24 protein-coding genes and 1 tRNA gene are annotated in these 22558 nt (G+C 41.5%); 3 read left to right on the top strand and 22 right to left on the bottom strand.

The genetic code is table 11. The features are described from left to right. Positions 1 to 33 precede the first annotated feature (33 nt). Positions 34 to 105: transfer RNA gene (locus BM043_RS05555), tRNA-Glu, on the bottom strand. Between the two features lie 193 nt (positions 106 to 298). Between BM043_RS05555 and gap the strand changes: the two genes are divergently transcribed. After that, positions 299 to 1321, top strand: coding sequence for a type I glyceraldehyde-3-phosphate dehydrogenase (gene gap, locus BM043_RS05550; RefSeq protein ID WP_092789638.1), 1023 nt, complete (start codon positions 299 to 301; stop codon positions 1319 to 1321). Between the two features lie 317 nt (positions 1322 to 1638). Here the strand turns inward: gap and BM043_RS05545 are convergent, their stop codons facing one another. Genes BM043_RS05545 through BM043_RS05515 form a run of 7 tightly spaced genes read right to left on the bottom strand, consistent with a single transcriptional unit; the run spans position 1639 to position 6961 of the window. Beyond that, positions 1639 to 2694, bottom strand: coding sequence for a VOC family protein (locus tag BM043_RS05545; protein WP_092789636.1), 1056 nt, complete (start codon positions 2692 to 2694; stop codon positions 1639 to 1641). A gap of 6 nt (positions 2695 to 2700) precedes the next feature. Beyond that, a complete protein-coding gene (locus BM043_RS05540; RefSeq protein WP_092789634.1) occupies positions 2701 to 3393 on the bottom strand; it encodes a TIGR04283 family arsenosugar biosynthesis glycosyltransferase in 693 nt (230 codons plus the stop codon). A 7-nt stretch (positions 3394 to 3400) separates the two neighbouring features. Further along, positions 3401 to 4030: a DUF6134 family protein gene (locus tag BM043_RS05535; RefSeq protein ID WP_092789632.1), complete on the bottom strand. Its 630-nt coding sequence runs from the start codon at positions 4028 to 4030 to the stop codon at positions 3401 to 3403. Further along, on the bottom strand, positions 4011 to 4982 hold the full coding sequence (arsM, locus tag BM043_RS05530; protein WP_092789630.1) for an arsenosugar biosynthesis arsenite methyltransferase ArsM: 972 nt from the start codon (positions 4980 to 4982) through the stop codon (positions 4011 to 4013). The genes BM043_RS05535 and arsM overlap by 20 nt, the downstream gene beginning before the upstream one ends. Further along, positions 4975 to 5583, bottom strand: a complete 609-nt coding sequence (locus tag BM043_RS05525; protein WP_245752956.1) for a TIGR04282 family arsenosugar biosynthesis glycosyltransferase — start codon at positions 5581 to 5583, stop codon at positions 4975 to 4977. The genes arsM and BM043_RS05525 overlap by 8 nt, the downstream gene beginning before the upstream one ends. Further along, complete coding sequence (gene arsS / locus BM043_RS05520; protein WP_092789628.1) at positions 5580 to 6623, bottom strand: arsenosugar biosynthesis radical SAM (seleno)protein ArsS; 1044 nt, start codon at positions 6621 to 6623, stop codon at positions 5580 to 5582. Before arsS ends, BM043_RS05525 begins: the two co-directional genes overlap by 4 nt. Before the next feature lie 5 nt (positions 6624 to 6628). After that, positions 6629 to 6961 (bottom strand): arsenosugar biosynthesis-associated peroxidase-like protein, encoded by a 333-nt coding sequence (locus BM043_RS05515; protein WP_092789626.1) that lies wholly within the window; start codon positions 6959 to 6961, stop codon positions 6629 to 6631. 147 nt (positions 6962 to 7108) lie between these two features. Between BM043_RS05515 and BM043_RS05510 the strand changes: the two genes are divergently transcribed. After that, on the top strand, positions 7109 to 7744 hold the full coding sequence (locus BM043_RS05510) for a peroxiredoxin (protein WP_092789623.1): 636 nt from the start codon (positions 7109 to 7111) through the stop codon (positions 7742 to 7744). Positions 7745 to 7770: 26 nt separating this feature from the next. On the opposite strand, the gene BM043_RS05505 is transcribed toward BM043_RS05510, so the two are convergent. The 11 genes from BM043_RS05505 to BM043_RS05450 form a co-directional block, all read right to left on the bottom strand. Continuing rightward, complete coding sequence (locus tag BM043_RS05505) at positions 7771 to 8433, bottom strand: beta/alpha barrel domain-containing protein (RefSeq protein ID WP_092789621.1); 663 nt, start codon at positions 8431 to 8433, stop codon at positions 7771 to 7773. 2 nt (positions 8434 to 8435) lie between these two features. Beyond that, on the bottom strand, positions 8436 to 9425 hold the full coding sequence (locus BM043_RS05500; RefSeq protein WP_092789619.1) for a sugar kinase: 990 nt from the start codon (positions 9423 to 9425) through the stop codon (positions 8436 to 8438). A 141-nt stretch (positions 9426 to 9566) separates the two neighbouring features. Beyond that, positions 9567 to 10214: a hypothetical protein gene (locus tag BM043_RS05495; protein WP_092789617.1), complete on the bottom strand. Its 648-nt coding sequence runs from the start codon at positions 10212 to 10214 to the stop codon at positions 9567 to 9569. A 126-nt stretch (positions 10215 to 10340) separates the two neighbouring features. Then, positions 10341 to 10625 carry a DUF1330 domain-containing protein gene (locus BM043_RS05490; protein WP_092789616.1) on the bottom strand — a complete coding sequence of 95 codons (285 nt, stop codon included), beginning with the start codon at positions 10623 to 10625 and terminating at the stop codon, positions 10341 to 10343. Between the two features lie 40 nt (positions 10626 to 10665). Next, the gene (locus BM043_RS05485) at positions 10666 to 12054 is read right to left on the bottom strand and encodes a TolC family protein (RefSeq protein ID WP_092789614.1); all 1389 of its coding nucleotides are present in this window, start codon (positions 12052 to 12054) and stop codon (positions 10666 to 10668) included. Further along, on the bottom strand, positions 12051 to 13412 hold the full coding sequence (locus tag BM043_RS05480; protein WP_092789612.1) for an HlyD family secretion protein: 1362 nt from the start codon (positions 13410 to 13412) through the stop codon (positions 12051 to 12053). Before BM043_RS05480 ends, BM043_RS05485 begins: the two co-directional genes overlap by 4 nt. Positions 13413 to 13415: 3 nt before the next feature. Then, positions 13416 to 15122 carry a peptidase domain-containing ABC transporter gene (locus tag BM043_RS05475; protein ID WP_092789611.1) on the bottom strand — a complete coding sequence of 569 codons (1707 nt, stop codon included), beginning with the start codon at positions 15120 to 15122 and terminating at the stop codon, positions 13416 to 13418. Beyond that, on the bottom strand, positions 15112 to 15771 hold the full coding sequence (locus BM043_RS05470) for a TetR/AcrR family transcriptional regulator (protein WP_245752954.1): 660 nt from the start codon (positions 15769 to 15771) through the stop codon (positions 15112 to 15114). Before BM043_RS05470 ends, BM043_RS05475 begins: the two co-directional genes overlap by 11 nt. Before the next feature lie 628 nt (positions 15772 to 16399). After that, positions 16400 to 16771: a DUF983 domain-containing protein gene (locus BM043_RS05460; protein ID WP_092789607.1), complete on the bottom strand. Its 372-nt coding sequence runs from the start codon at positions 16769 to 16771 to the stop codon at positions 16400 to 16402. Between the two features lie 96 nt (positions 16772 to 16867). Further along, positions 16868 to 17071: a hypothetical protein gene (locus BM043_RS05455; RefSeq protein ID WP_092789605.1), complete on the bottom strand. Its 204-nt coding sequence runs from the start codon at positions 17069 to 17071 to the stop codon at positions 16868 to 16870. 3 nt (positions 17072 to 17074) lie between these two features. Beyond that, entirely contained in the window at positions 17075 to 17611 is a 537-nt protein-coding gene (locus tag BM043_RS05450) for a DUF4920 domain-containing protein (RefSeq protein ID WP_092789604.1), read from the bottom strand. 219 nt (positions 17612 to 17830) lie between these two features. On the opposite strand from BM043_RS05450, the gene serA reads away from it, so the two are divergent. After that, the gene (serA, locus tag BM043_RS05445) at positions 17831 to 19723 is read left to right on the top strand and encodes a phosphoglycerate dehydrogenase (RefSeq protein WP_092789602.1); all 1893 of its coding nucleotides are present in this window, start codon (positions 17831 to 17833) and stop codon (positions 19721 to 19723) included. A gap of 58 nt (positions 19724 to 19781) precedes the next feature. Here the strand turns inward: serA and BM043_RS05440 are convergent, their stop codons facing one another. The 3 genes from BM043_RS05440 to BM043_RS05430 form a co-directional block, all read right to left on the bottom strand. Further along, a complete protein-coding gene (locus tag BM043_RS05440) occupies positions 19782 to 20228 on the bottom strand; it encodes a DinB family protein (protein WP_092789930.1) in 447 nt (148 codons plus the stop codon). A gap of 14 nt (positions 20229 to 20242) precedes the next feature. Beyond that, complete coding sequence (locus BM043_RS05435) at positions 20243 to 21064, bottom strand: N-acetylmuramidase domain-containing protein (RefSeq protein WP_092789601.1); 822 nt, start codon at positions 21062 to 21064, stop codon at positions 20243 to 20245. 76 nt (positions 21065 to 21140) lie between these two features. After that, positions 21141 to 22493 (bottom strand): DEAD/DEAH box helicase, encoded by a 1353-nt coding sequence (locus BM043_RS05430; RefSeq protein WP_092789928.1) that lies wholly within the window; start codon positions 22491 to 22493, stop codon positions 21141 to 21143. Positions 22494 to 22558: the final 65 nt, after the last annotated feature.

Raw genomic sequence — 22558 nt, 5'->3', positions numbered from 1 at the left:
ACTGCTAATCAGCCTATTAAGCTGATATTTAAGTAGTCCGTACGGGAATCGAACCCGTGTTTCATCCGTGAAAGGGATGCGTCCTAACCCCTAGACGAACGGACCATGAAAAACCTTGAAAAACGTCCTTTTTCAAAAGGTTGTGCAAATATAGAGGCTTGCTTTTAGAATAGCAAAGTGGGTACAGAAATTTATTTTGAATAGCATCTAAAAACCTGATCTAAAGCAATTAAAATTTTGATTCATAACAATCCCTTGCTTTTAGCTATTTTTAAACTTTGAAAAGCACCCTTATTTCATGCATACCAATCCAAAATTACGCATTGCTATCAACGGATTCGGAAGAATCGGCCGATATACGACCAAATTGATTTTAGAGCATCCCGAGCTCGAATTGGTCGCCATCAATGATCTAGCAGATAATCATGCCATTGCACATTTGCTAAAATATGATTCTATCCATGGACGGATGAGTATGTCGATATCTTTGGAAGGCGGGAAACTCTTGGTCGGAGGACAGTCCGTGAATTTATTGTCCCAGTCAGACCCAGAAAAGCTTCCCTGGAAGGCGATGAATGTGGATTTGGTCATAGAGTGTACGGGAAGGTTTACCACCCGACAAGGTGCCGAGAAACACCTGAATGCCGGGGCAAAAAAAGTCATCATCTCTGCCCCTTCTCCGGATGAAAGTATCAAAATGGTGGTTTTGGGAGTCAATGACTCCATCCTTACCGGTGATGAAAAAATTGTTTCCAATGCATCCTGTACCACTAATTGCCTCGCTCCCATGGTTCACGTCCTCGATGACCAATTTGGTGTCATCAAAGGATATGCCTCCACGGTTCATTCCTATACCAATGATCAAAACCTACACGATGCCCCTCACCGAGACTTGCGAAGAGCACGGGCGGCGGCTTATTCTATTATTCCAACCACTACCAATGCAGGGAAAGCATTAGACCGGATTCTGCCTAATTTGGAGGGCAAAATAGAAGCTTCTGCCATGCGAGTTCCTGTTCCGGATGGTTCACTGACCGATCTGATTATCGAGCTCAAGCATCAGGCAAGCGCAGATGCCATCAACGATGCCTTTCTTAAAGCTTCCAATGGCTACCTCCGAGGCATAGTTCAAGTTGAAGAGGACCCGATCGTTTCCATGGATATTTTGGGTAATACTCATTCATGTATTATCGACGCTGCGCTTACCTCCTCCAAAGGAAACCTAGTGAAAGTCGTCGGATGGTATGACAATGAAGCCGGATATGCCAATCGCTTGGTGGATTTGATTGGAGTCATTTCCTTTAAAAGTAAGTTGAAGTAGAAGATAATACTTTTATTATTACTGGATTAAATATCAATGTTTTATAGGTATTATAAAAGGATACGACCCAGGCTCCTAATTCCTCAAAGAGAAAGGTAGGGATATGGGATGGATCTGGAGAAAGAGCATAAAAATTACCTTATATGTATATCAGCTTTCTTACCAGGAGCAAAACTGAACAGCTAAAATTCTGCGAAAATGATAGATTTATGCAGGCATCGGTCATCGGACATCTGACACCTGTCCGCAGAGGCGGATCCGTCTTTTTTAGTAAAGAAAATTAGGCTACTGACATCATAGTGGACAATCATATTTCCTTATTTCTCCCGGTTTAGGCCTAAAGCCTTGATAAACAAATTGGGTAATGGGGAAGATTTTTTTCGGGATTTGAGATTCAAGAAAATTCCCAACGGCGCAAAAATCGGGACCTTATACGTCTCCACCAACTCAACCAATGTCTGATCCGGATCTTCGATATAGGCGAATCTTCCGGCAGCTTTTCCCATGTCAAAATTATCCTTGCTGTCTACCTTAAAATCAAAGCCCATGGATTCGGCTTTTTCTTTTAATTTATCCATCTGATTGACATCAAAGCAAACATGAATAAAGCCCAAATCTCCCCAATATCGGTTTTCAAAAATTTTCCTTCCGGAAGAATCCAGTGAGGAGATCAATTCGATTTCGGTATGACAAAGCAATCGGCCAAATGCACCACTGGGTGCGGATGTTTTAGCCAATATTATCCTTCTGAATTTTCCTTTTCCGCCTGGCAAATTCTGCAAATCCTCAAAATGATCAGTTTTATCAGCTTTGATTTGATGATGAAAAAGCAAATCCCGATAAAGTGGAAGGCTTTTTTCGATGGATGAACAGCCGATCAAAACCCCACATACCCCACCTGTGATTCCATTATCCAGAGCAAACCAGGAGTCATTTTCAATCAACTCAAATAAATTGGAAAATGGATCCTGAACATAAAAATGAAGCGCGCCAGATGGGCTGATTGATGGTTCGGATAAAATAGTCGCTCCCAATTGCTCCAAATGGGATTTTGTTTGAAGGATATTTTTACATCGGATCTTAATTCCCAAAATTCCCAAATCATTCATTTGAATCTGAAAAGCTGCCGGTTGAGGTACCCTTGAAGTATATTGCCACACTTCAAAACCTCCTCCTCCCTGTAAATTCATAGCTAGAATCGCGTAGCGCTGCTGAATCGAGTTTCCGGTGTAGGCTGTCATCAAGGTGGCTTCTGCCCGGTCTTTGAAAATCGGCACATCCATACCAAAAGCTTTTTTGTACCAAGACCAGGAATTTTCCGCGTCTTTGACTCCTATGCCAATCTGCTGAATACCATTTATAGTATAAGTCATTAGGATTTATCTGTGGGTGAGCATTTTATGATATCGATCACGGATTTCTCTTGGATCTCGATTTTTCATAAAATATAGGAAAGCAACCAAGTTAGCCCATTGAACTTTAATCCAACTATTTTGCTCGTATTTTCGGGCAGAAACCAAAATCGATCTCGGAATAATATGGAATCGAAAATATTTTTTGATTCTTCGCACGAGCTCAAAGTCCTCCATGATACAATATTCCTCATCAAAACCTCCAATCTCCTTGAAAATAGAATGATGGATAAAGAGAGTCTGATCACCCCCTCCAGAAAAAAGCCCGTTGAATCGGGTGAACCAGCCGTTAATTCGAAGAAGAAAATTTCCTTGATCAAATCGATATCGATAGCAGCCAGCCTGATGACCATTTAACATGGCATTGAGAATATCCTGGTAAAAACCCGGTAAGGGCCGGGTATCGGCATGAACAAAATAAAGTATCTCCCCACTTGCCAACTTAGCCCCATAATTCATCTGAATAGCCCGACATGATTTTTCGGTTCGTTCGAAATGGATAGCCGACTCTTTGCAATATTCCTCACTGCCGTCATTGCTGCCTCCGTCTACGACGATGATCTCATGGGGAAGATGTTGCAACTCCCTCTTGAGTAGAGGAATCAATTCCTGAAGGTTTAACTTTTCATTAAGTGTGGGAATTATAACTGAAATTTTCATTAAAAAATTAATTTACCTTTTGAATCACATAGTTTTTTATTGGGTTTTGAACCACCACCTTGGTCAGTTCTTGTCCTGTATAATAAAATCGATTTCGGTTTCCGTTGATTTCGATTTCAAATACATCATTTTCTATTTCTTCTACTTTGCTCAGCAATCCAAATGTTTCTGAAACAATAAAATCACCGTCATTGGGTTTTTCGAAGTAAAACTTTGCGGTACTACCCTCAATGATCTGGGCGATGGACTTGTTATTTTCGTACTCATAGGTTTTTGCATCAACCTTATAGTGATTTTCATTCCATTCGATTTTACTGAAAAAATCTCCTTTGTTGGACTCAGAAGTAACCTGAGACAAAATCAGCTGATCGTCACGATATTGACAATTTATTTCATGATTGAGGTAGATTTTTCCAAAAAACCAAAAACTCACATCACTTTGAATTAGCAGCGATTGCTGTAATCCAGACTGGGTGAGCTTTGCTTCCATGTCGCCTATTTTAAATCCAGCTACCCGAATTTCATACTTGCCTGTTTTAATTTGAGATTGGGCATCAAAATTAATCCCCCAGGCCAGAGCTAGGAATAAACCTAAAATGGGGCCCAAAAGCCGCAATTTAACAACAGCCTCCCCCATCATAAAAGTAAGTGGAATCAGTGATCAAAATATCCTCTCTACCCAATGATTGAATAGCAGCTGCAGTTTTATCACAAATAGCGAGTGGCTGATTATGCATGAGTACATGTCCCTTTTGGTCATCAAAATATTCCTGGTCACCAAAATATACCGCTGATTTCCCTGTAAATACGCAGGGACCATCCTCAGGCATGGGATCCTTGATAGCACAGACTTCTACCGACTCCAATACGATCAATTTTTCTGTTTCGTATTGTCCAGGAGCCAATACGCGGTAAGGTCGCTTGGCCCGAATCTCCACTGTACCAAAGCCTGCTTCAGTGGTCATTTTGATATATTCATTCAGCGGAAGTGAACCACTTAAGCAAAGCGCTCTTAGCCGTGGATCATTTTTCAGTTTCTGAGGCATGGGATCCTCTGTTATGGGATCGCTGAGCACAAGTCTGCCGTGCGGTTTAAGCACGCGGTACATTTCAGCTAAGGCTTGCTTGAGATCTTCATGGGTAAAAATATTGAAGAGGCAGTTTTGAGCCGCGACGTCGATGGAATTATCACTAACCGGAAGATTCAAGGCCGTTCCTTTTCGGAGCGTAACAAAATCCCGCTCAAACCAATCGTTTTCCTTTTCGGCTTGATGTAGATTCTTGTCACAGGCTACGAGCATATCCTCGACAATGTCAACTCCAATCACTCCGGATACTTGTCTAGAAAAGTAAGAGAACTGAAGGACTTCCATTCCTCCACCTACACCCACATAAAGAATTCGAGGGTTGTTGACCAAGTCTCGGGGATGAACCGTGCTGCCGCAGCCATAATTCATCTCCTGCATAATCTTGGGAATTTTTAATCCCGGAAATTGCCAGATGGGTGAAGTAGTGCAGCATAACCCGACGTCTGGTGTTTGAGCCGCTTTGGCATACACGTCTATGGTCGTGTCGAGGTAATTATTCATAAGTAAGGTCGATTAAGTCTTTCATTTTTTTCCAGTCTTCCAACGTATCAATATCGGTATGAACAGGCAATAATTGATAGGATATTTTGCCTGATTCTAATCTATTTTTAGTTTGTTTTACCACTTCGGAGGTACTCCAGCTGATATTTTGGAATAACTGCGGAAAAAATCGCCTCATTCCCAATAGATAATATCCTCCATCTTCGGCAGGACCAATGACCACCTCTGATTTATCCAAAAGCGAGAAAGCTTCTTCAAGTAAATGCGAACTGATTTCCGGACAATCTGTACCGATGATCAGGATCTTTTCATAGTCATTTTTAAACAAATCCTCAAAGGCATTGGACATCCGCTCTCCTAAATCTCCTCCTCGTTGAACACGGAAAAAATAAGAAGAATCCGAGAAATGGATTTCAGATATAAATCTGGAAAAATAAAGATATTTATCTACCGATACTTGCCTGCAAACCTCGTGGGTAAAGGCACACAATTGATGGTAAATCTGTAACGCAATTTCATCCCCGACGTCTTTGGCCAGGCGGGTTTTTACTTTACCCAATTCGGCATTCTTTTGAAAAATGATGATCGCGCTTTTTTTCATTCCGCCGTTGCTCCTCCGCAGCTTGAACCGGCTCCTGCAGTACACCCAAAACAGTGTTTGTTTACAATAATAGAACGATTGCTGAGTGACCGGGTATTCCAGTCCGAAATATGCTGACTATCTACAGTATCTACCTTTAAATCCAGCATTTGGTTAAAGTCACAATCAAAGAGAAATCCGTCCCAACCAACCGAAATCGTGTTCCGGCACATTACATTTTGGGCAGCGACGGGATTAAAGCTTTGAAGGAGTTTTTCCATATAATCTTCGTAGTTCTCACTTCGGATCAAGTATTCCAAAAACCGACTTATCGGGATATTGGTGATGGTAAATAGCGAATTGAAATGGATATCAAATTTATCTTTGAGTTTTTTCTTAAATTCAGCTTGCAAGGCTTCCTGTGCCGGAGGTAAAAAGGCCCCGGATGGGTTATAGACCAAATTTAAAATCAAACCGGAATCAGGCATGCCATATCCGACTTCATTGAGCATCTGAAGCGCCCTGATGCTTCTGTCAAAAACCCCATTTCCCCGCTGCGAATCCGTTTTCATGGCCGTAAAATAAGGCAAAGAGGAGACGACTTCGATCTGATGTTTTTTATAAAAATCAGGCAAATCATGGTACTTGGGATTAGCCAAAATAATGGTGAGATTACATCGGACAATGATGGTGCACTCAGTATTTATTTTTCGGATTTCTTCGATAAACCATCTGAAATCTGGGTTCATTTCAGGAGCTCCTCCCGTTAAATCAATAGTATTTATCTGGTTATTTCTGATCACCTCCAAACAATCCCCCATCGTCTCACGAGTCATAATTTCCTTACGATCCGGTCCGGCATCTACATGGCAATGCTTACAGACTTGATTACACATTTTCCCCATATTGATTTGCAAAATCTCAATTTGGGTGGGTTTTAGCGGAAAAAGACCGATTGAATCCAGTTTGTTTTCAAAAGGCTCAATGCCACTTTGCTCTAAAATTTCAAGTTCAAATGCGGGTTCTGCTATTGGATTTTCTAGTGCTTTGAGAGACTTCATTCGGATTACATCGAGATTTCATTGATTTTATTCATCATTTGGGTGGCGTGAACCAAAGATGCTCCACCTCTGATTGCTGCAGCGACATGCACGGCTTCCATCATTTGTTCTTCGTCACAGCCTTTTTCGAGCGTGTCTGTGGTATAGGCATCGATACAATAGGGGCATTGTATGGCGTGGGCTACCGCTAACGCTATTAATGATTTTTCTCTTGCAGTAAGAGCCCCTTCGGCAAAAACTTCACCGTAGTAATCGAAAAATTTATCAGCAAGGGGCTTTTGCAGATCGCCGATTTTACCAAATTTTTTTAAATCCTCTGGGTTGTAGTACGTTTTCATGTTCAGATATACGAATTGACAATTATTAATGGATTGAAGTTATAGGAAAAAAAACACAAGAAAAGCCGGAATGTTATTATTTGTCTTTTTGGGAACATTTTGCACCTTTATCCTATTATCCCTATAGACTTTAAAAACAAAACCATTATGACATTACGATTAGGAGATTTAGCTCCAAATTTTCAAGCTGAGACAAGTCAAGGTAAGATTGACTTTTATGAGTATTTGGGTGATGGCTGGGGTGTACTTTTCTCTCATCCAGCAGATTATACGCCTGTATGTACGACCGAACTTGGCACAGTAGCCAAGCTCAAAGATGAATTTGAAAAACGAAACACCAAAGTGTTGGCTTTAAGTGTGGATGGATTGGAAAGCCACAAAGGTTGGATTTCTGATATCAATGAAACTCAAAACACCGAGGTGAATTTCCCCATTATTGCAGATGAGGACAAAAAAGTTTCTGAGCTCTATGACATGATTCACCCAAATTCCAATGAGAATTTTACCGTAAGATCAGTTTTTATCATTGGCAATGACAAAAAAATCAAACTGATCATTACTTACCCGGCTTCTACCGGTCGTAATTTTGAAGAATTGCTTCGGGTGATTGATTCGCTTCAATTGACGGCGAATTATTCTGTAGCTACTCCAGCAAACTGGAAACACGGCGAAGATGTCGTAATCGCTCCAGCGATCAAAGACGAGGATATTCCTGGTAAATTTCCCAAAGGTCATAAAGTGATCAAACCTTATTTGCGGACTACTCCGCAACCCAATTTGTAATAAAAAGGGAGTCATTTGGCTCCCTTTTATTTTTTGATCTGATCAATCCACTGAACTACAGATTTGATAGAATCCGAAATCTTGGAAAATTCTCCTGCCTCAATCCAGTCTTTTCGCATGAGTTGAGAACCCATTCCCACACAAAGTACGCCTGCATCAAACCAGGGCTTGATACTTTCGAGGTTGGGCTCCACTCCTCCCGTTGGGATAACTTCTACTTTTGGCAAAACGGCGTGAACTGCAGGTACAAAATCAGGAGTAAGAATATTCGCAGGATAAATTTTCACCAACTCGGCCCCGAGTTCCGTGGCCTTAAAAATCTCAGTCAATGTTGCACAGCCAGGTACCCAGGTCATGTCAATTTTTTGACAATATTCCCCCAACTTCTCATTCATCACAGGGGCCACGATAAATTCAGCACCCATGTAAATGAATTCTTCAGCTTGCCATGGATGATAAATAGTTCCTATTCCCAAAGAAAGCCCGGGGAGTGTTTCCGCCAATTTTTTCAAAGCTGGAAAAACCTTTGGCGCCGCCTCTCCCCGATTGACCAATTCGATCACTCTAATGCCTCCTTCGTAGGCGGTTTCTAAAAGTTTGAGGCATACGGTTTCATCAGAATGATAAAAGATAGGCATCACTCCAGCCTGATGCATTTTTTGGATAAAAGGACTCGTTGGATTTCTCATAGTTAACGTTTGATTCGGCCTGATACTCCGGCCATGACTTCACGGATTTCTTCAAGACTAGCATGTAGCTGATCTCCGGGAACGCTGTGCTTTAAGGCTCCGGCAGCCATTGCCATTTCAATGCTTTCTTGAGGTGTAGTGTGTAAAAGACCATAAATCAATCCCGCAGCAAAGGCATCACCCGTCCCTACCCGATCCACTATTGGAGTCAAATCATAGGACTTTGATTGAAAGGAATTATCCCGCGAATGGAGTTCCGCAGATATGGTATTGTGCGAAGCTGAATGGGTAACCCGATGAGTCTGACTAATCCACTCCAGCTGATCAAATTTCTCAAAGGCATAGCTAGCTGCATCCTCAAAATCCTTAAAACCCAGATTCAGGCATTGCTCAAAATCACGCTTTCCCGCAATCATAACTTGAGTAGCTTTCAATAATTCAGGCATGATTTCATGAGCTGCTTTGCCATAGCTCCAGAGATTACTTCGATAGTTTAAATCACCACTTACCTTTACTCCTTTCTTTTGGGCTTCCGTTACAGCCCGCAAGGTAAGCCGAGCGGTGGATTCGGAAATCGCCGGTGAAATTCCGGACCAATGAAGCCAATCAGCATTTTCAAAAAGTTCCTCCCAATCCACAATATCAGGATCAAGCTTTGAAAAACTGGAATGCTCCCGATCATATATAATTTTTGAACCTCGGTCAAGCGCTCCTTTTTCGAGAAAATAGGTTCCCAAACGACCATCTCTGAGATAACAAAAGCGAGTATCAATCCCCAATTGTCTGAGTTTGGCTATTGCTGCTTGACCCAATTCATGAGGGGGAAAAGCGCTGAGATGCTGAACGGAAATTCCCCACGCGGCGAGATTAGCTCCCACATTAGCCTCCGATCCTCCAAACTCAATTTCAAAACTTTGGGCTTGTAAAAATCGCTGGTGAGCCGGTGGAGAAAGTCGAAGCATCACTTCACCTAGGGTAATTACTTTTTTCATGGTAGTGTGAATCACAGCTGTCAAATTACCGATTCCATCTAAAAATACATGATTTATTGCCTTAAAAATCTACGGAATCGCTTTCTGATGCACAAAAAAAAGGATGATCGCGAGACCATCCTTTTTGGTAGTTTCTGTTGATTAGTTCAATTTAATCAAGGCCTCAATTTTAGAAGTCCCTTGACCTGCATTGAGACTGTTTGGATCGGCATCGTAAGACCCAGTCAGCTTTCCTTCGCCCGTGGCATTTTTAAATTTTTTGGTTCCTCCGACAATGGTAATTTCTGCTTCAAATTTAACCAAACCCTCTGGAGTTAATCCAATGACTCGATTGATTCCACTTTCAAAGAAAATAGCATTACCACTTTCACTTACTGTTACCGAATTTACGTTCTGAGGAATATCCACGATTCCAAAACCTTCCAATTGCTCCTCAAAGAACAAAGTAACGGGTGCTGGCATAGACTCTGTATCAGAAATCGGACGCTGATTGATAAAGGAGAATACTTTGCCTGCCCCTCTTGCCTTTCCAGTTCCTGTCCCAGGTAAATAAAAGCCTGCAAATTCTCCCTCATTAATCGTTTGAGGAAAAATTTGATTCACAAAGGATTCTTCATAAGGCATAAATCCGCCTTTCTTGAGATTCTCACCACCTTCTTCCGTGGTGGCAATTTCTACTTGAGACTGGTGGATCAGGGGTGTCTCGGTCTCCGAAATACAAGCTACTGCACCAAACAGAACCACTGCGGGGGCAAGCATTTTTTGGGTGATAGATAGATGTTTTTTCATTTGAACATTTTTAAGGGTAATTGAACTTTAAGGTTGTTTGAAGTAAAATTTTAGAGTGAAGGAAGCAAATAAACTTCTGCATATTCACAATATTGTATTTCATACCAATAAAAATGCCAAAAATAATTATTGCTCTATCAAAAGAAATTTTGCAGTGGAACCTTTCGACCGAATTTCCTTTGCTGTTTGATATTCCTTAGAATAATACCAATCCCTTGCACTTTTTTTATCTGGAAATTCGAGCATGACCAATCGGTCGTGTTTCCATTCGCCCTCCAAAGCTTCGACGGGATTTCCACGAAGAACAAATTTACCCCCGTGAGCAGCCACTGTAGCCGGGGTTAGTTTTTTGTATTCATCATACACGGCAGAATCAAAAATATCCGCCTCTACAATCACAAATGCAGCCATACGTTTTTTTCGAAAAATAAGACTTTATCGGCTTAAAAACCTACTCAAATCCTAAACCTGCTGCATATCTCACTTTGGCCAGAGCTACTTTCTGCTTGGCGAGCAATTGATTCAACGTAAGCCTGGAGTCGAAAACAGTGATTTCTCGTGCATTGATCAAAAACAAACTGCTCTCACCCATTTCGAATCGTCTTAACTCAGCGGATAGCAATCGCTCCAAATTGACTACGTTTTGGCCAAAGGTGGCGACTTGCTGATCCAGAATCCGAAAATTATTGATTTCTGTCTCAAGTTTGGTTCGGAGTTGAATTTCTTTCAATTCCCGGGTATTTTGTTTGAAATCGATTTTGGCTTTTGCCAATCCCACCGATCCCCTGGCTTTTCGCCAAAGTAATGGGGTATAGACCGAAACTCCCCATTTGTAATTATTTTCAAAGAACGGGGCTGTTTCAAACTGATTCAATTGCTCTACCAGAAAATTATACTTGACTTTGACCACAGGCAATATGGATTGGGCCTTTAATTTTCGATCCACTTCCAAGCCCGCCAATTCGAAATCAGTCAATCGAAGTTCAGGATGATTGGTTACCAAAGTTCTGAGTTCTTCTTCATTGATCAAGCCAATGGCTTCCCCGTCCAATTCCTGGGGAATGACCTCCGGATTCAATGCCATTGGAACTTCCTCCTCATTCCAGAGAAAAGTATTGAGCAACTGTGTCGCTGAGAAATAGTCATTTTGGGCGGTTTGAAGTCGGTATTGACGATTGAGCAACTGAGAATAAGCTTCCACGGTATCAATAGCGGCAAAGTCACCCTGTTCAAAACTTCTCTTAATGGCATTAAACCGAACTTCCGCGAGCTTTACTCCTTCTTCCAAAACTTGTAGGTTTTGATAAGCCAAGGACCAATTCCAATAGGATTCAAAGCCATTTAAATACAGTTCATTTAATAATCTGATTCGTTCGACTTCGGTGGACTGCTGATAAATTTGAGCTTGTCTCAGTGCTGCTCTTCGTTCATCCAAGATCAGTCCCTGCCCCAAATTAACTGATGCTCCAGCTGCAAAAAGCCCCCCACTGGGCACCCTGCTTTCATCACTTAAAAACTGACCGGAATTTTGCTCAAAAGTCCCATTTAATTCAACACCTGCCCAGGTCGGAATACTCAGCCCGGCTTCGCGCTTATCATAATAGGTACTTTCTTTGAATTCTTTGTTATCCAAATTTCCAAAGAGCATCGGATCAAACCCACCTCTGGCTGTACGCAATTCCATAGCACCCATCTCCAAGGTAATATCCGCTTGGGATGCAACCGGATGATAGCGCTGAAGCCATTCCAGGAAAGTCTCCACGCTTAAAGTATCCGCCTGAAATGCCTGTGCAGGAATGACATGCAGGGCAAAAAGAAGAAATATGATTAATTTTCTCATTTTACCTTGACCTCATTTGAGATAGCATTTTTCTGTTCTTGGGTGTAGTAATCAGCAGGGAAACCATTGAGCTGTCGCCATATTTCATACCAGACGGGGACATCATTGAGAAGGGCTATACCATCAGCACCCGATCCAATCCGTAGTGCTTCTGGCCAAGCTTCTTCTTCAGGATCTTCGATGACCAAAACACGATACTGATTATTATTTCCGGCAAATTGATCAATAGCGACTACCACTCCTCCAAAAGTACCATTTGATATCTGAGGCCATCCAGAAAATACGATCGCCGGCCAGCCATCAAAAATAAAGCGAACCCGATTTCCTACTTTGATTAATGGGAAATCTACCGGCTGCACGTACATCTCCACGGCCAATTCAGCTTCCGCAGGTACGATATTCAAGATCGGATCCCCTTCCTTGATGGTTTCGCCAATACCAACTTTGATTGCTTTAGCCAAATAGCCATTTTGAGGAGCCAAAATGTATCTGAAATTGGTCCTTGCCTCATAATTGGAATATTGATTTTCGAGTTTGGTGGCAGTCGCTTCTGTATCAAATTGGGAGGACATGGCCGTAAACATCTCGGATTCTGCCTTGGCTAATTTATCTTGAAAGTCATTGTCAATGGCGCCTAGGTCCAATTGAGCTGTAATTAACATATTCTGACTACTCAGATAATCATTTTCTGCAGCGATCAACTTTGCTTGAACATCCTGAAACTTTAATCTTCTGGTTTCTAAATCCGTCAAGGATCGTAGCCCTTCTTCATAGAGACTTTCCCATCGCTCCAGCTGCTGTTTTCCGATTTTAAAATTCACTTTGGCTTGTTGAAACTCAATACTGTCAGATTCTACCTGCAGTTCTGCCATTCGGAGTTTATTTTCAGCCTGCTCTAATCGAAGTTTATTATTTCGGGTCAAAGCAGCAATTTGAGCCTGAAGGGCGGTTACTTTATTGCCGTAAGAGGCAGCAGATTGATTTTTTGCATCGAGCTGCAACTGCGTTCTGGGCAAAAGCAAGGAATCAAAATATTCATCTTTGATTTCAGAAATCCGAACAATCGTATCTCCTTTGGCGACGTATGAGCCTTCTGCCACATACCATTTTTCGATCCTGCCTGCAATTACCGAATGGATGGTTTGAGGACGTTGATCCGGCCTGAGGGCGGTCACGTATCCTTTTGACCGGACATTTTGGGTCCAGGGCAGAAACAGCATCAGAAAGAACATCAACAACAAAGCAGTCAAAACTTTAACCCGCTTGTTGTATTCTCTCAGTGGCAGGGTCATCACCAAGCTTTTGGCGCCACTGAATGGAATAGATTCCGTGATTCGTATTTTCGAAATATTCAGCATGGCTTATTGATTCGTTTTTAAGTATTCCAAGTATTCAGTATAATTCCCCTGAAATAACAAGGTACCTTGATCCAACATGATAATTTGACTGGCCCGCTGAATCACCTCTTGATCCTGGGTCACCAGTAGCAAGGTCCAATCTCCTGCCATCAAGTAATCGAGCAACTTCAATTTGACTTCTTGGGTTTGATGCAGGAGGGCATTTTCCATGATCATCGCCTTGGGTTTGCCGACCAAGGATCGACAGATCAGGATACTCTGTACCAACCTTCGGGAAAGTCCTTTTCCCTCTGGAAGCAGTACCGTTTCCAACCCTAACGGCTTCTGATAAATGTAATCTTGAAGGCCAGTTAGATTCAAAATTTCATTGAGTTGACTCTCGTCGTACTCTCTACCCATAAGAATATTTTCATGGATGGTACCGTGAAAAATCTGTTCCACTTCCAGGCAATCCCCAACCATCGTTCGGTATTTTTCCAAGTGGATCATTTTTATGGACAGGTCATTGACCAAAACATCCCCGTCAAAATCCTCATATAAACCTGAAAATAAAGACATCAATGCACTTTTTCCACTTCCGCTTTTTCCGGTAATTACCACTTTTTCACCAGCCTCTATGGTCAAATTGATATTTCGAAGTAGTGGAATATCAGCATCTTTGGGTTGGAAACTTACGTTCTGCATGGCAAATTTTAACCCTTCCTTTTTAGGCGTAATGACTTTTTCGCTACCGGTGCTATCCTCAAGACTGAGATCCATGAGGTTGCCCAGTTTTTCTACAGCGACCAAGGTATCGTACACAGTTTCCAATGACAAAATGAGTTTTTCGACAGAATTGACCACCAAAATGATAATCACCTCCGCTGCTACAAACTGACCAATACTGATCTGATCATTAATTAGCAATAAACTTCCGGCTACCAATAAAGACGTCACGATCAAAACTTTAAAAGCAATCATGATTTTGTACTGGAAAATCAAGACTGAGAAGTGTTTGGATCGAAAATCGACGTATTTCTGCAGCAATTTATCTGCCCGCAATACAGGCAATCGGGTGTTTCCTGCCAATTTGAAACTGTTCATAGTCCGACCCACTTCCTCCAACCAGTAAGCGGTTTGGTATTTGTAAGTAGATTCCTTGAGCGCAGTATCCATTCCCTTGGGACCAGAGAAGTAGAAGATCAGGAATAAAATAAGCACCAATGAAAGCCCAAACAAAATGAAGAACGGGTGGTAAACAGACAAGAGCAACAATCCGAAAATCACTTGAAGCAAGGCGGTAGAAAAGTCAATTAAAATCTTGGAAAGACCCTTTTGGAGATTAACCGTATCAAAAAAACGATTGACCAATTCAGGAGCGTATTTCCCATGGAGGATTTCTGCTTTGACCCGAGGCAATCGATAGGCGATAGAAAGACCTGATTTGGAAAAAATTCGCTGCTGCAACTTCTCCATAATCTGGAGTTGGGAGATTTGTAAAAATCCACTAAACATCACCCCGCCAGCCACTATCGCTACCAAGATAATCCAAGAGGTAGAAATTCGGCCACCCAATATAAAATTCAAAATAGCCTGAATCCCCAAGGGCAAGGAAAGGGTAATCAAGCCATTCAGAACCGCATAGAAATAAATCGAATAAACCTGGTTTTTTTCCTCCTTGAGCAAACCAAAAAAGCGCTTGATCGGAGTAATTTCCTTATTAGTTATCATTTTGAATGGTATTTATCACCAATTGATAAAAGAACTGAAAACGGGTGCTGGCATTCAAGCTATTTTCGGTCATCCCGGGTAGATGTTGGGAATTAAAGGATTGGAGCAAACTCGATTCCAAAACCGTATACACCAATGTTTTGGGATACGTATAGCTTGGGTTGATTTCCGATACAATATTGGCAATTCGCTCACCGAATTTATAAACCTGAGCAAAAATCCCTACCTCATGCTCCTGATCTACATCCTTGGTCAGATATCCTTTGATGGATTCATTGACGACAATCTCGCGGAGAGTTTTGGGATCCAGGTTTTCATTTTTCATAAAAATAGGCCCTTCAGCCAGGAGTTTGATCGAGAGTCTCAGTCGCTCAGCAGGATCGATTAGATTAGCGGTACCAAACACCAAATTATGCTCCATCCAGCCCCAGTACCAAGCTGTAAGATACAGTAATAATTTATGCTTGTTTTCAAAATAGCGATAGATCGCTGCTTCGGTGCTGCCAATTTGGCTCCCTAATTTTTTAAAAGTGAAGTTTTCTAATCCAAGGTCCCGGATCATTTTGGCTCCCTCTTGCACAATGGCTGTTCCCAGATCCGAACTAAAAGGTTCCTTTTGGTACAGGTTGGAGTTAACTTCAACCTTCATTTTGTTCAAAATGGCCTCCATATTTTTTCCTAATTTTAAGGCTGTAACGGAGGTAGGAAGGAAAAGGTTTAGTAAAGCTTTATTTTTTGTTAGTATTAATTACTGTTTGTATAGAAAAGCTTTTTTGATTTCGATAAATCAATGCCCACGCAATCAATAATGGATGTATAACGACCAATCTTACCCAAGCCATCCAAGGTGACAGGCATAAACCCCCGTCGACGCAGGAGCCAATTTGAATGAAATAGATGTGTGATGGAATAAAAATCAATAACAGGATGACGATTCCCCGAATCGCCCTTTCCCGATAACTGGGATAAAGTAATCCGATTCCCAGTAAAATTTCGAAAACACCGGCCCAGGCATTTAAAGTCCTTGGCATAGGTAAATAATCGGGAATCAAAGGCAAATAAAATTCGGGACTAACAAAATGATTAATGCCGGCAGCTATATAAAAGAAGGAAAGCAGATAAAACCCTGCGATGTATATTTTTTTCCGAAATATCATTTGCTGAAGTTTAAGTTAAAAGTCCTGAAAACCAGAAATGTTTAAAATATCCGGTCCCTGTAAAAAATTAAGCAAATCAGTCAAAAAACCAAGCCTGCTGATAAAAGTGCAGATTTATCCTTAATCTCCTTTGAACTGAATTTTCCCCATTGCATAAAGATACAATACTTTTGAGTACCGAAGCATAACGGGAAGCAATACAATATTAACCACCGCGATGGTGGATAGATACATCCATAGTTCAGGTCTTTCCAATAAGATATTGAGCCCGACAAAAACGGTGATCACCAAGGCAACCGAAAATGCATAGCTGATGTACATCGCTCCATCAAAAAATCGGGGTTCAGGCTCTAAATTAACCCCGCAAATCTCACAATGGTGATTGATATCGGTCAATTTTCGGAAACTAAATACCGAAACTGGAAACAATTTACCCTCTCGGCATCTCGGACATTTTGCGGAAATGATCGCTTGACTTAAACTTTTTGACATTACAATTTTTTTGCGAAAGTAGTGGGATCCTCAATTCAAAAAAGTGACAAAATGCACATAGAATTGACTGATTTAACCAAGTTTTTTTCCTAATGTTTATCTGATTTCATCCAGGTCGTAATCTTTGCCTCTACCCCACTGAAGCAACTCCTCAATCGTGTAGTATTCCAAGGTATCGAGATCTTTGACTTTAAAATTATCTCCGTGCAGTCGCAAAACTATTTCCAATCTTCGGGATTCTCCTTGATTGATCAATAAATACCTACGACCTACCCTTAAATTATCCAAAGCTATGGCCATAAATTAGGATTTCTCTGGGATAATGACTCCTTCGGCCTCAAAAGTGATTTCTTTTTTAGGTTCTGTGATGGCATCGATTTCTTCCTGAGACTTGCCTTCATCCTCGGCATAATGTCTCAAGGTTTCCACATCGGTCTCGACCATAGTACCCACCCCTTTCAATATAACAGGGTATCCCTGACTGTTGGTCGGTACAAAAAATCCATAATTTTTAAAGGTAACCCGCATACTTTCACCAGTTGGAAGGTCCATGGTCAACCAACAACCTTTACTTGTACAGACATCCTCGATCTCACCTTGAATAACAGCCTCAGCCCAGCCCTCTTTTTCGACTTCATCGACAAAATCAGATATTGGAATCGGGGTTAATTTCCCATCAAATTCTTCTCCATATTTGCCCGGAACAGTTTCAGCCTCGCCGATGACCTCTCCCATTTCATGCGAATCCAGTTCGTCAAATGGTTCCCTTTTATCCGGCCCGCAAGCGAAGGCAAACATGAGGGTCAATCCGTATATCCACTTTAATTCGATCTTTTTCATAACAAATCCTTTTTCCAAAAATAACCCTGATTAGCTTGACTACAAAGAAACCTGCAAAAAGTCATATTTTATTTTAGCATACAGAGTACTAATAAATCAACACAATCGATTGCGAAAATTCCAATGAATAAATGATTTTGAAGAATTTTATCAATAAAACTTCTGAATTTTTAACAATCCGTTAATTTTACATCAAATTCAATACAAAAGACCCTCCGCATGCCTCAAACCAAAAAATTCATCATTGATTTTGACAGTACCTTTACCCAAGTGGAAGCACTTGATATTTTAGGGGAAATATCCCTCGACGGGGATGCTGCCGCTGGCTCCAAACTTCAAGCAATCAAAGACATCACTGATCAGGGAATGGAGGGTTCGCTGACCTTTCGGGAAAGCCTGGAAAAGCGACTTGAAATCCTTCAGGCCCGTAAATCCCAAATTACCGATCTGATCGAGGCTTTAAAGAAGCGGGTTTCAAAATCCTTTGAGCGAAACAAGGAATTTCTGCAGGAAAATGCCGACGATATTTTTATCATCTCAAATGGATTCAAGGATTTTATTATCCCGATCGTGGCGGATTATGGAATCAAAGAAAAAAACGTCTTTGCCAATGAATTTGTCTACGATGAAAAAGGAAAAATCGTAGATTTCAATCGGGAAAATCCGTTGTCAAAAAACAACGGAAAAGCTGAAACCATCAAACATTTGAAGCTTGAAGGAGATATTTATGTGATCGGCGACGGATACACCGATTATGAAATCAAGGCATCGGGACTTGCTAATAAATTCTACGCATTCACAGAAAACGTCCACCGTCCCAAGGTGACTTCCAAAGCTGATCATATTGCACCTAGTTTCGACGAAATCTTATACATCAATAAATTGAACACGAAATTCTCATACCCAAAAAGCCGGATTAAGGTTTTGCTATTGGAAAATGTCCATCCGATAGGGATCGAATTACTCAAAGAAGAAGGATATCAGGTGGAAGTGGTCAGTTCGGCTATGACCGAAGATGAACTTTGCGAAAAGATCAAAAGTGTTTCCATCCTGGGTATCCGTTCCAAAACCAATGTCACCAAAAAAGTTCTGGAAAATGCCAACCGGCTAATTGCTATCGGGGCCTTCTGTATTGGAACCAATCAGATTGACTTGGAAACCTGTCAGGAAAAAGGAATTGCGGTATTCAATGCGCCTTTCAGCAATACCCGTTCGGTAGTGGAGATGGCTATCGCCGAAATCATTTTTTTGATGCGAAACTTCTTTGACAAATCCGTCGGAATGCATCAAGGACGCTGGGACAAATCAGCCAGTGGAAGTTTTGAAATCCGAGGAAAGAAACTCGGAATCGTCGGCTACGGAAATATCGGCGCGCAGCTTTCTGTCTTGGCAGAAAACATGGGAATGAATGTGTTTTACTACGATGTTATCGAAAAACTCGCCTTGGGTAATGCGACCAAAGTGGACACGCTGGAGGAGCTTTTGGAAAATTGTGATATCATTTCCCTACACGTCGATGGACGAAAAGACAATAAATGCCTGATCGATTCCTCGAAGATCAACATGATGAAGAAAGGAGCCATATTGGTCAATCTGAGTCGTGGCCATGTGGTGGAAATCCCTGCCCTCAAAGATGCGATCGAGTCCGGGCACTTGGCAGGATGTGCGGTGGATGTATTTCCCGAGGAGCCAAAAAACAACGCCGAACCTTTCCAGTCTGAATTAATTGGACTTCCCAATACGATTTTGACACCGCATATCGGGGGCAGCACGTTGGAAGCACAGGAAAATATCGCACGATTTGTTCCCGGAAAAATCATGGAATACATCAACACTGGAAACACCTTTAACTCGGTTAACTTTCCAAATATCCAGTTGCCTTTCCTTAAAAATGCCCATCGGCTGATTCACATTCACCAAAATGAGCCCGGAGTTTTGGCTAAAATCAATCAGGTTTTGGCTGGTTATGAAATAAATATTGTAGGTCAATATCTAAAGACCAATGAGAAAATAGGTTATGTGATTACCGATATCGACAAGGCCTACACCAAGGAAGCCATCGATGCACTAAAAAATATCACCGGTACCATTCGATTCAGAATTCTATATTGATTTAGAAATACAACCCTCCCTGTCATAAAATCCCAGTCGATTCATTCCGCTGGGATTTTTATTTGGAATCAATCATCCTTCTGAGATAATTAATTTGACCGAGATGGTAATTGAGATGACCATAGAGATGAGTCAGAAAAAATCCGTAGGTCATGGGTTTTCCAAAATGCTGGATCGGATAATTTTCTTCCAATATGCGATCTTCCATTCCCTCGAAGCTCATCTTGACTTGATTTCGGCAAACTTGAATCTCATCCAAAATTGTGGTGCGAGGAAGATCTTTGACGGAAAATTCACGTTCCCGATCTCTAACATATTCAAATCCGCCCATTTCATGGCACACGAAATGGCGCAGATTCCCGCATAAGTGAACTGCCAAATTACCGGCAGAATTGAGAATGCCGGGCGGGTAGATCCACAGATTCGATTCTTGATTAAAGGTTTTGATTTCATTTTCCAATCGGTCCAGATCCCGATCGAAAAGCTCCTTAAAATATGCTGTCATTTTAAAATTATTTTTCATGAAAACCGCTCGTATGCCTTGCGCATGCGTTCGTCATAGTGATGCTGTGCCTGTGCAGGACCATTATAGCAAACAGCAAATTTGGTCCAGTCTTTACTTCTCAAATGGCGCATACAGCCAAATTTTTCCAAATATCTTCCAAATGCCTCCAGATGATTACGCTCGTGTTTTTCCATTTCAGCTACAAACTGAAAAACGGAACTATATCCTAATTTTTCAGCATGGAATCCCATGACTTGATAGCTCCCCCAAGAGCAGGAAGATAAGGCGGCCTCTTTGATTAAAGGATTGGGTTGAAGTGTTTTTGCTTTTTCGAGCCTAAGGTATTCCCTTACTCCGCCCAAATAGTGCTGTCTGGTCCATTTTGGATAGAGTACATCCGCATTTGAAAAATTTGCCAAGGACTCAGGATTGATCCCTCGTGATTTTAATTCTTTCCAAAAAATATGCCCTTCAAATAAGATTTTGGGCCGACCATCAATCAGAAATCCTTTTCCACTACTTTCAATTTCATTCACAGCCTTTACCGCTGCCAATTCCAGTTGATGTTTATTCGCAAAATCAATCAGGTCAGTTTCGTCCAGAAATTTATCCCCAAAGGCATCAGCCGGCTTTGTCCGGTCCAATAGTATGGTCCAAGTTTTAATTCCTACCACTCCATCTATGACCAGATGATTTTTTGACTGAAAATCCAAGACGGCAGTTTCGGTCATTTTTCCAAAATAACCCGTAGCAGGAATATCATATCCCAGCTGAGACAGGAGCTCCTGTAAAAACCGAACAGCTCCGCCCCTGCTTCTGTATTTAATTTGTTGCATGCTCTTAAAAATTATGTGAAACAGTACTTGATTAAAATTTACCTCAAGCTATGCAAAAAACCAATTTTATTTATCGCTAATCGTCAATTACATTTCTTCTCTTCCCATATTTAGAGGGAATGGCAGAAGTGGATGGAGGACTTGTTGGAGGAGTTTTTACTTCAGGTGTATCGATTTTAGGTCTAGGCTTAGGTTCTTCTTTTGGGTGCTTATTTCCACTCTTGTTTTTAGAGAATTTGCCTTTGGAAGACTTTTTATGGGAAGGAGAGGAAGATCCTGTTTTTGAAGACTTTAATTCTGGTCCACTTTCAAAACCTTCGGGAAGGGAAAGTCTAGAAATTTCCATTCCGATCAACTCTTCGATCCGTTGAAATTTATAGGCATCTTTTGGATTGACAAAAGTGATGGCCTCTCCTTCCATATCGGCGCGGGCGGTTCTACCCACCCGATGCACATAATCTTCAGGATCACCCGGAGTATCATAATTGATCACGAGCTCAATCCCGACCACGTCAATCCCACGGGAAATAATATCAGTCCCAACCAGGATCTTAACGGCTTTATTTTTAAACGCAGACATGATTTTTTCCCGCTCTACCTGCTCGAGGTCCGAATGGAAAGCTTCCACATCAAAATGCTTTTTCAAGGTCTTGAACAAGGCCTTAACTTTGTCTTTGGTGGAAGCAAAAATGATGACCGCTTCGTAATTTTTCTGTGAAAGAATATACTTGACCAGTTCTTCTTTTTGGGTGTCATACACCGCATACATGGCCTGTGTTACCCCGGCGGCTGTTTTACCTATAGCAATCGAAATTTCCTCGGGATTACGAAGAATTTTCATGCTAAACTGTCGGATTTTTGGTGGCATAGTAGCCGAAAACAGAACCGTTTGCCGGTCTTTTGGGAGATAGTTTACGATTTTCAGAATATCATCCGAAAAACCCATATCCATCATTCTATCGGCTTCATCCAGAATCAAATGCTCCAAGGAGCTCAAATCCATTTTTCCTCCTGCCAATAAGGCAATCAATCGACCAGGTGTAGCGACGACGATTTCTGCTCCTGTTTCGAGGGCCTTTTTCTGCTGCTCCCAGACGATACCATCTCCTCCTCCATAAATGGGAATGGAACTGATACCAAGAAAGTAAGCAAAACCCTGAATTTGTTGGTCTATTTGAATGGCTAGTTCCCGGGTGGGTGCCAAAATCAGCGTATTGAGTTTATTGTTGCCAGATTTAGAGATTTTATTCAATATGGGCAGAATAAAAGCCGCAGTTTTACCGGTACCCGTTTGGGCACAGGCAATCAAATCTTTTCCCTCCAGCATGACTGGGATGGCTTTTTCCTGAATTGGTGTGGGCTGCTCAAACCCCATGGCATCCAAGCCTTCTTGAAGCGAGGATTCGAAATTAAACGAAGAGAAATCCAAAATGAATGAATATTGGTTAGGTGAAATAATGGCAAATGCCTCCTTCAAATATAACTTGAAATCCT

Origin of the sequence: Algoriphagus hitonicola (assembly GCF_900113375.1) — a bacterium.
In the GTDB taxonomy this organism is placed as follows: Bacteria; Bacteroidota; Bacteroidia; order Cytophagales; family Cyclobacteriaceae; genus Algoriphagus; species Algoriphagus hitonicola.
The sequence above is the reverse complement of the archived record's forward strand: the minus strand, read 5'-3'. Positions and strand labels throughout refer to the sequence as shown.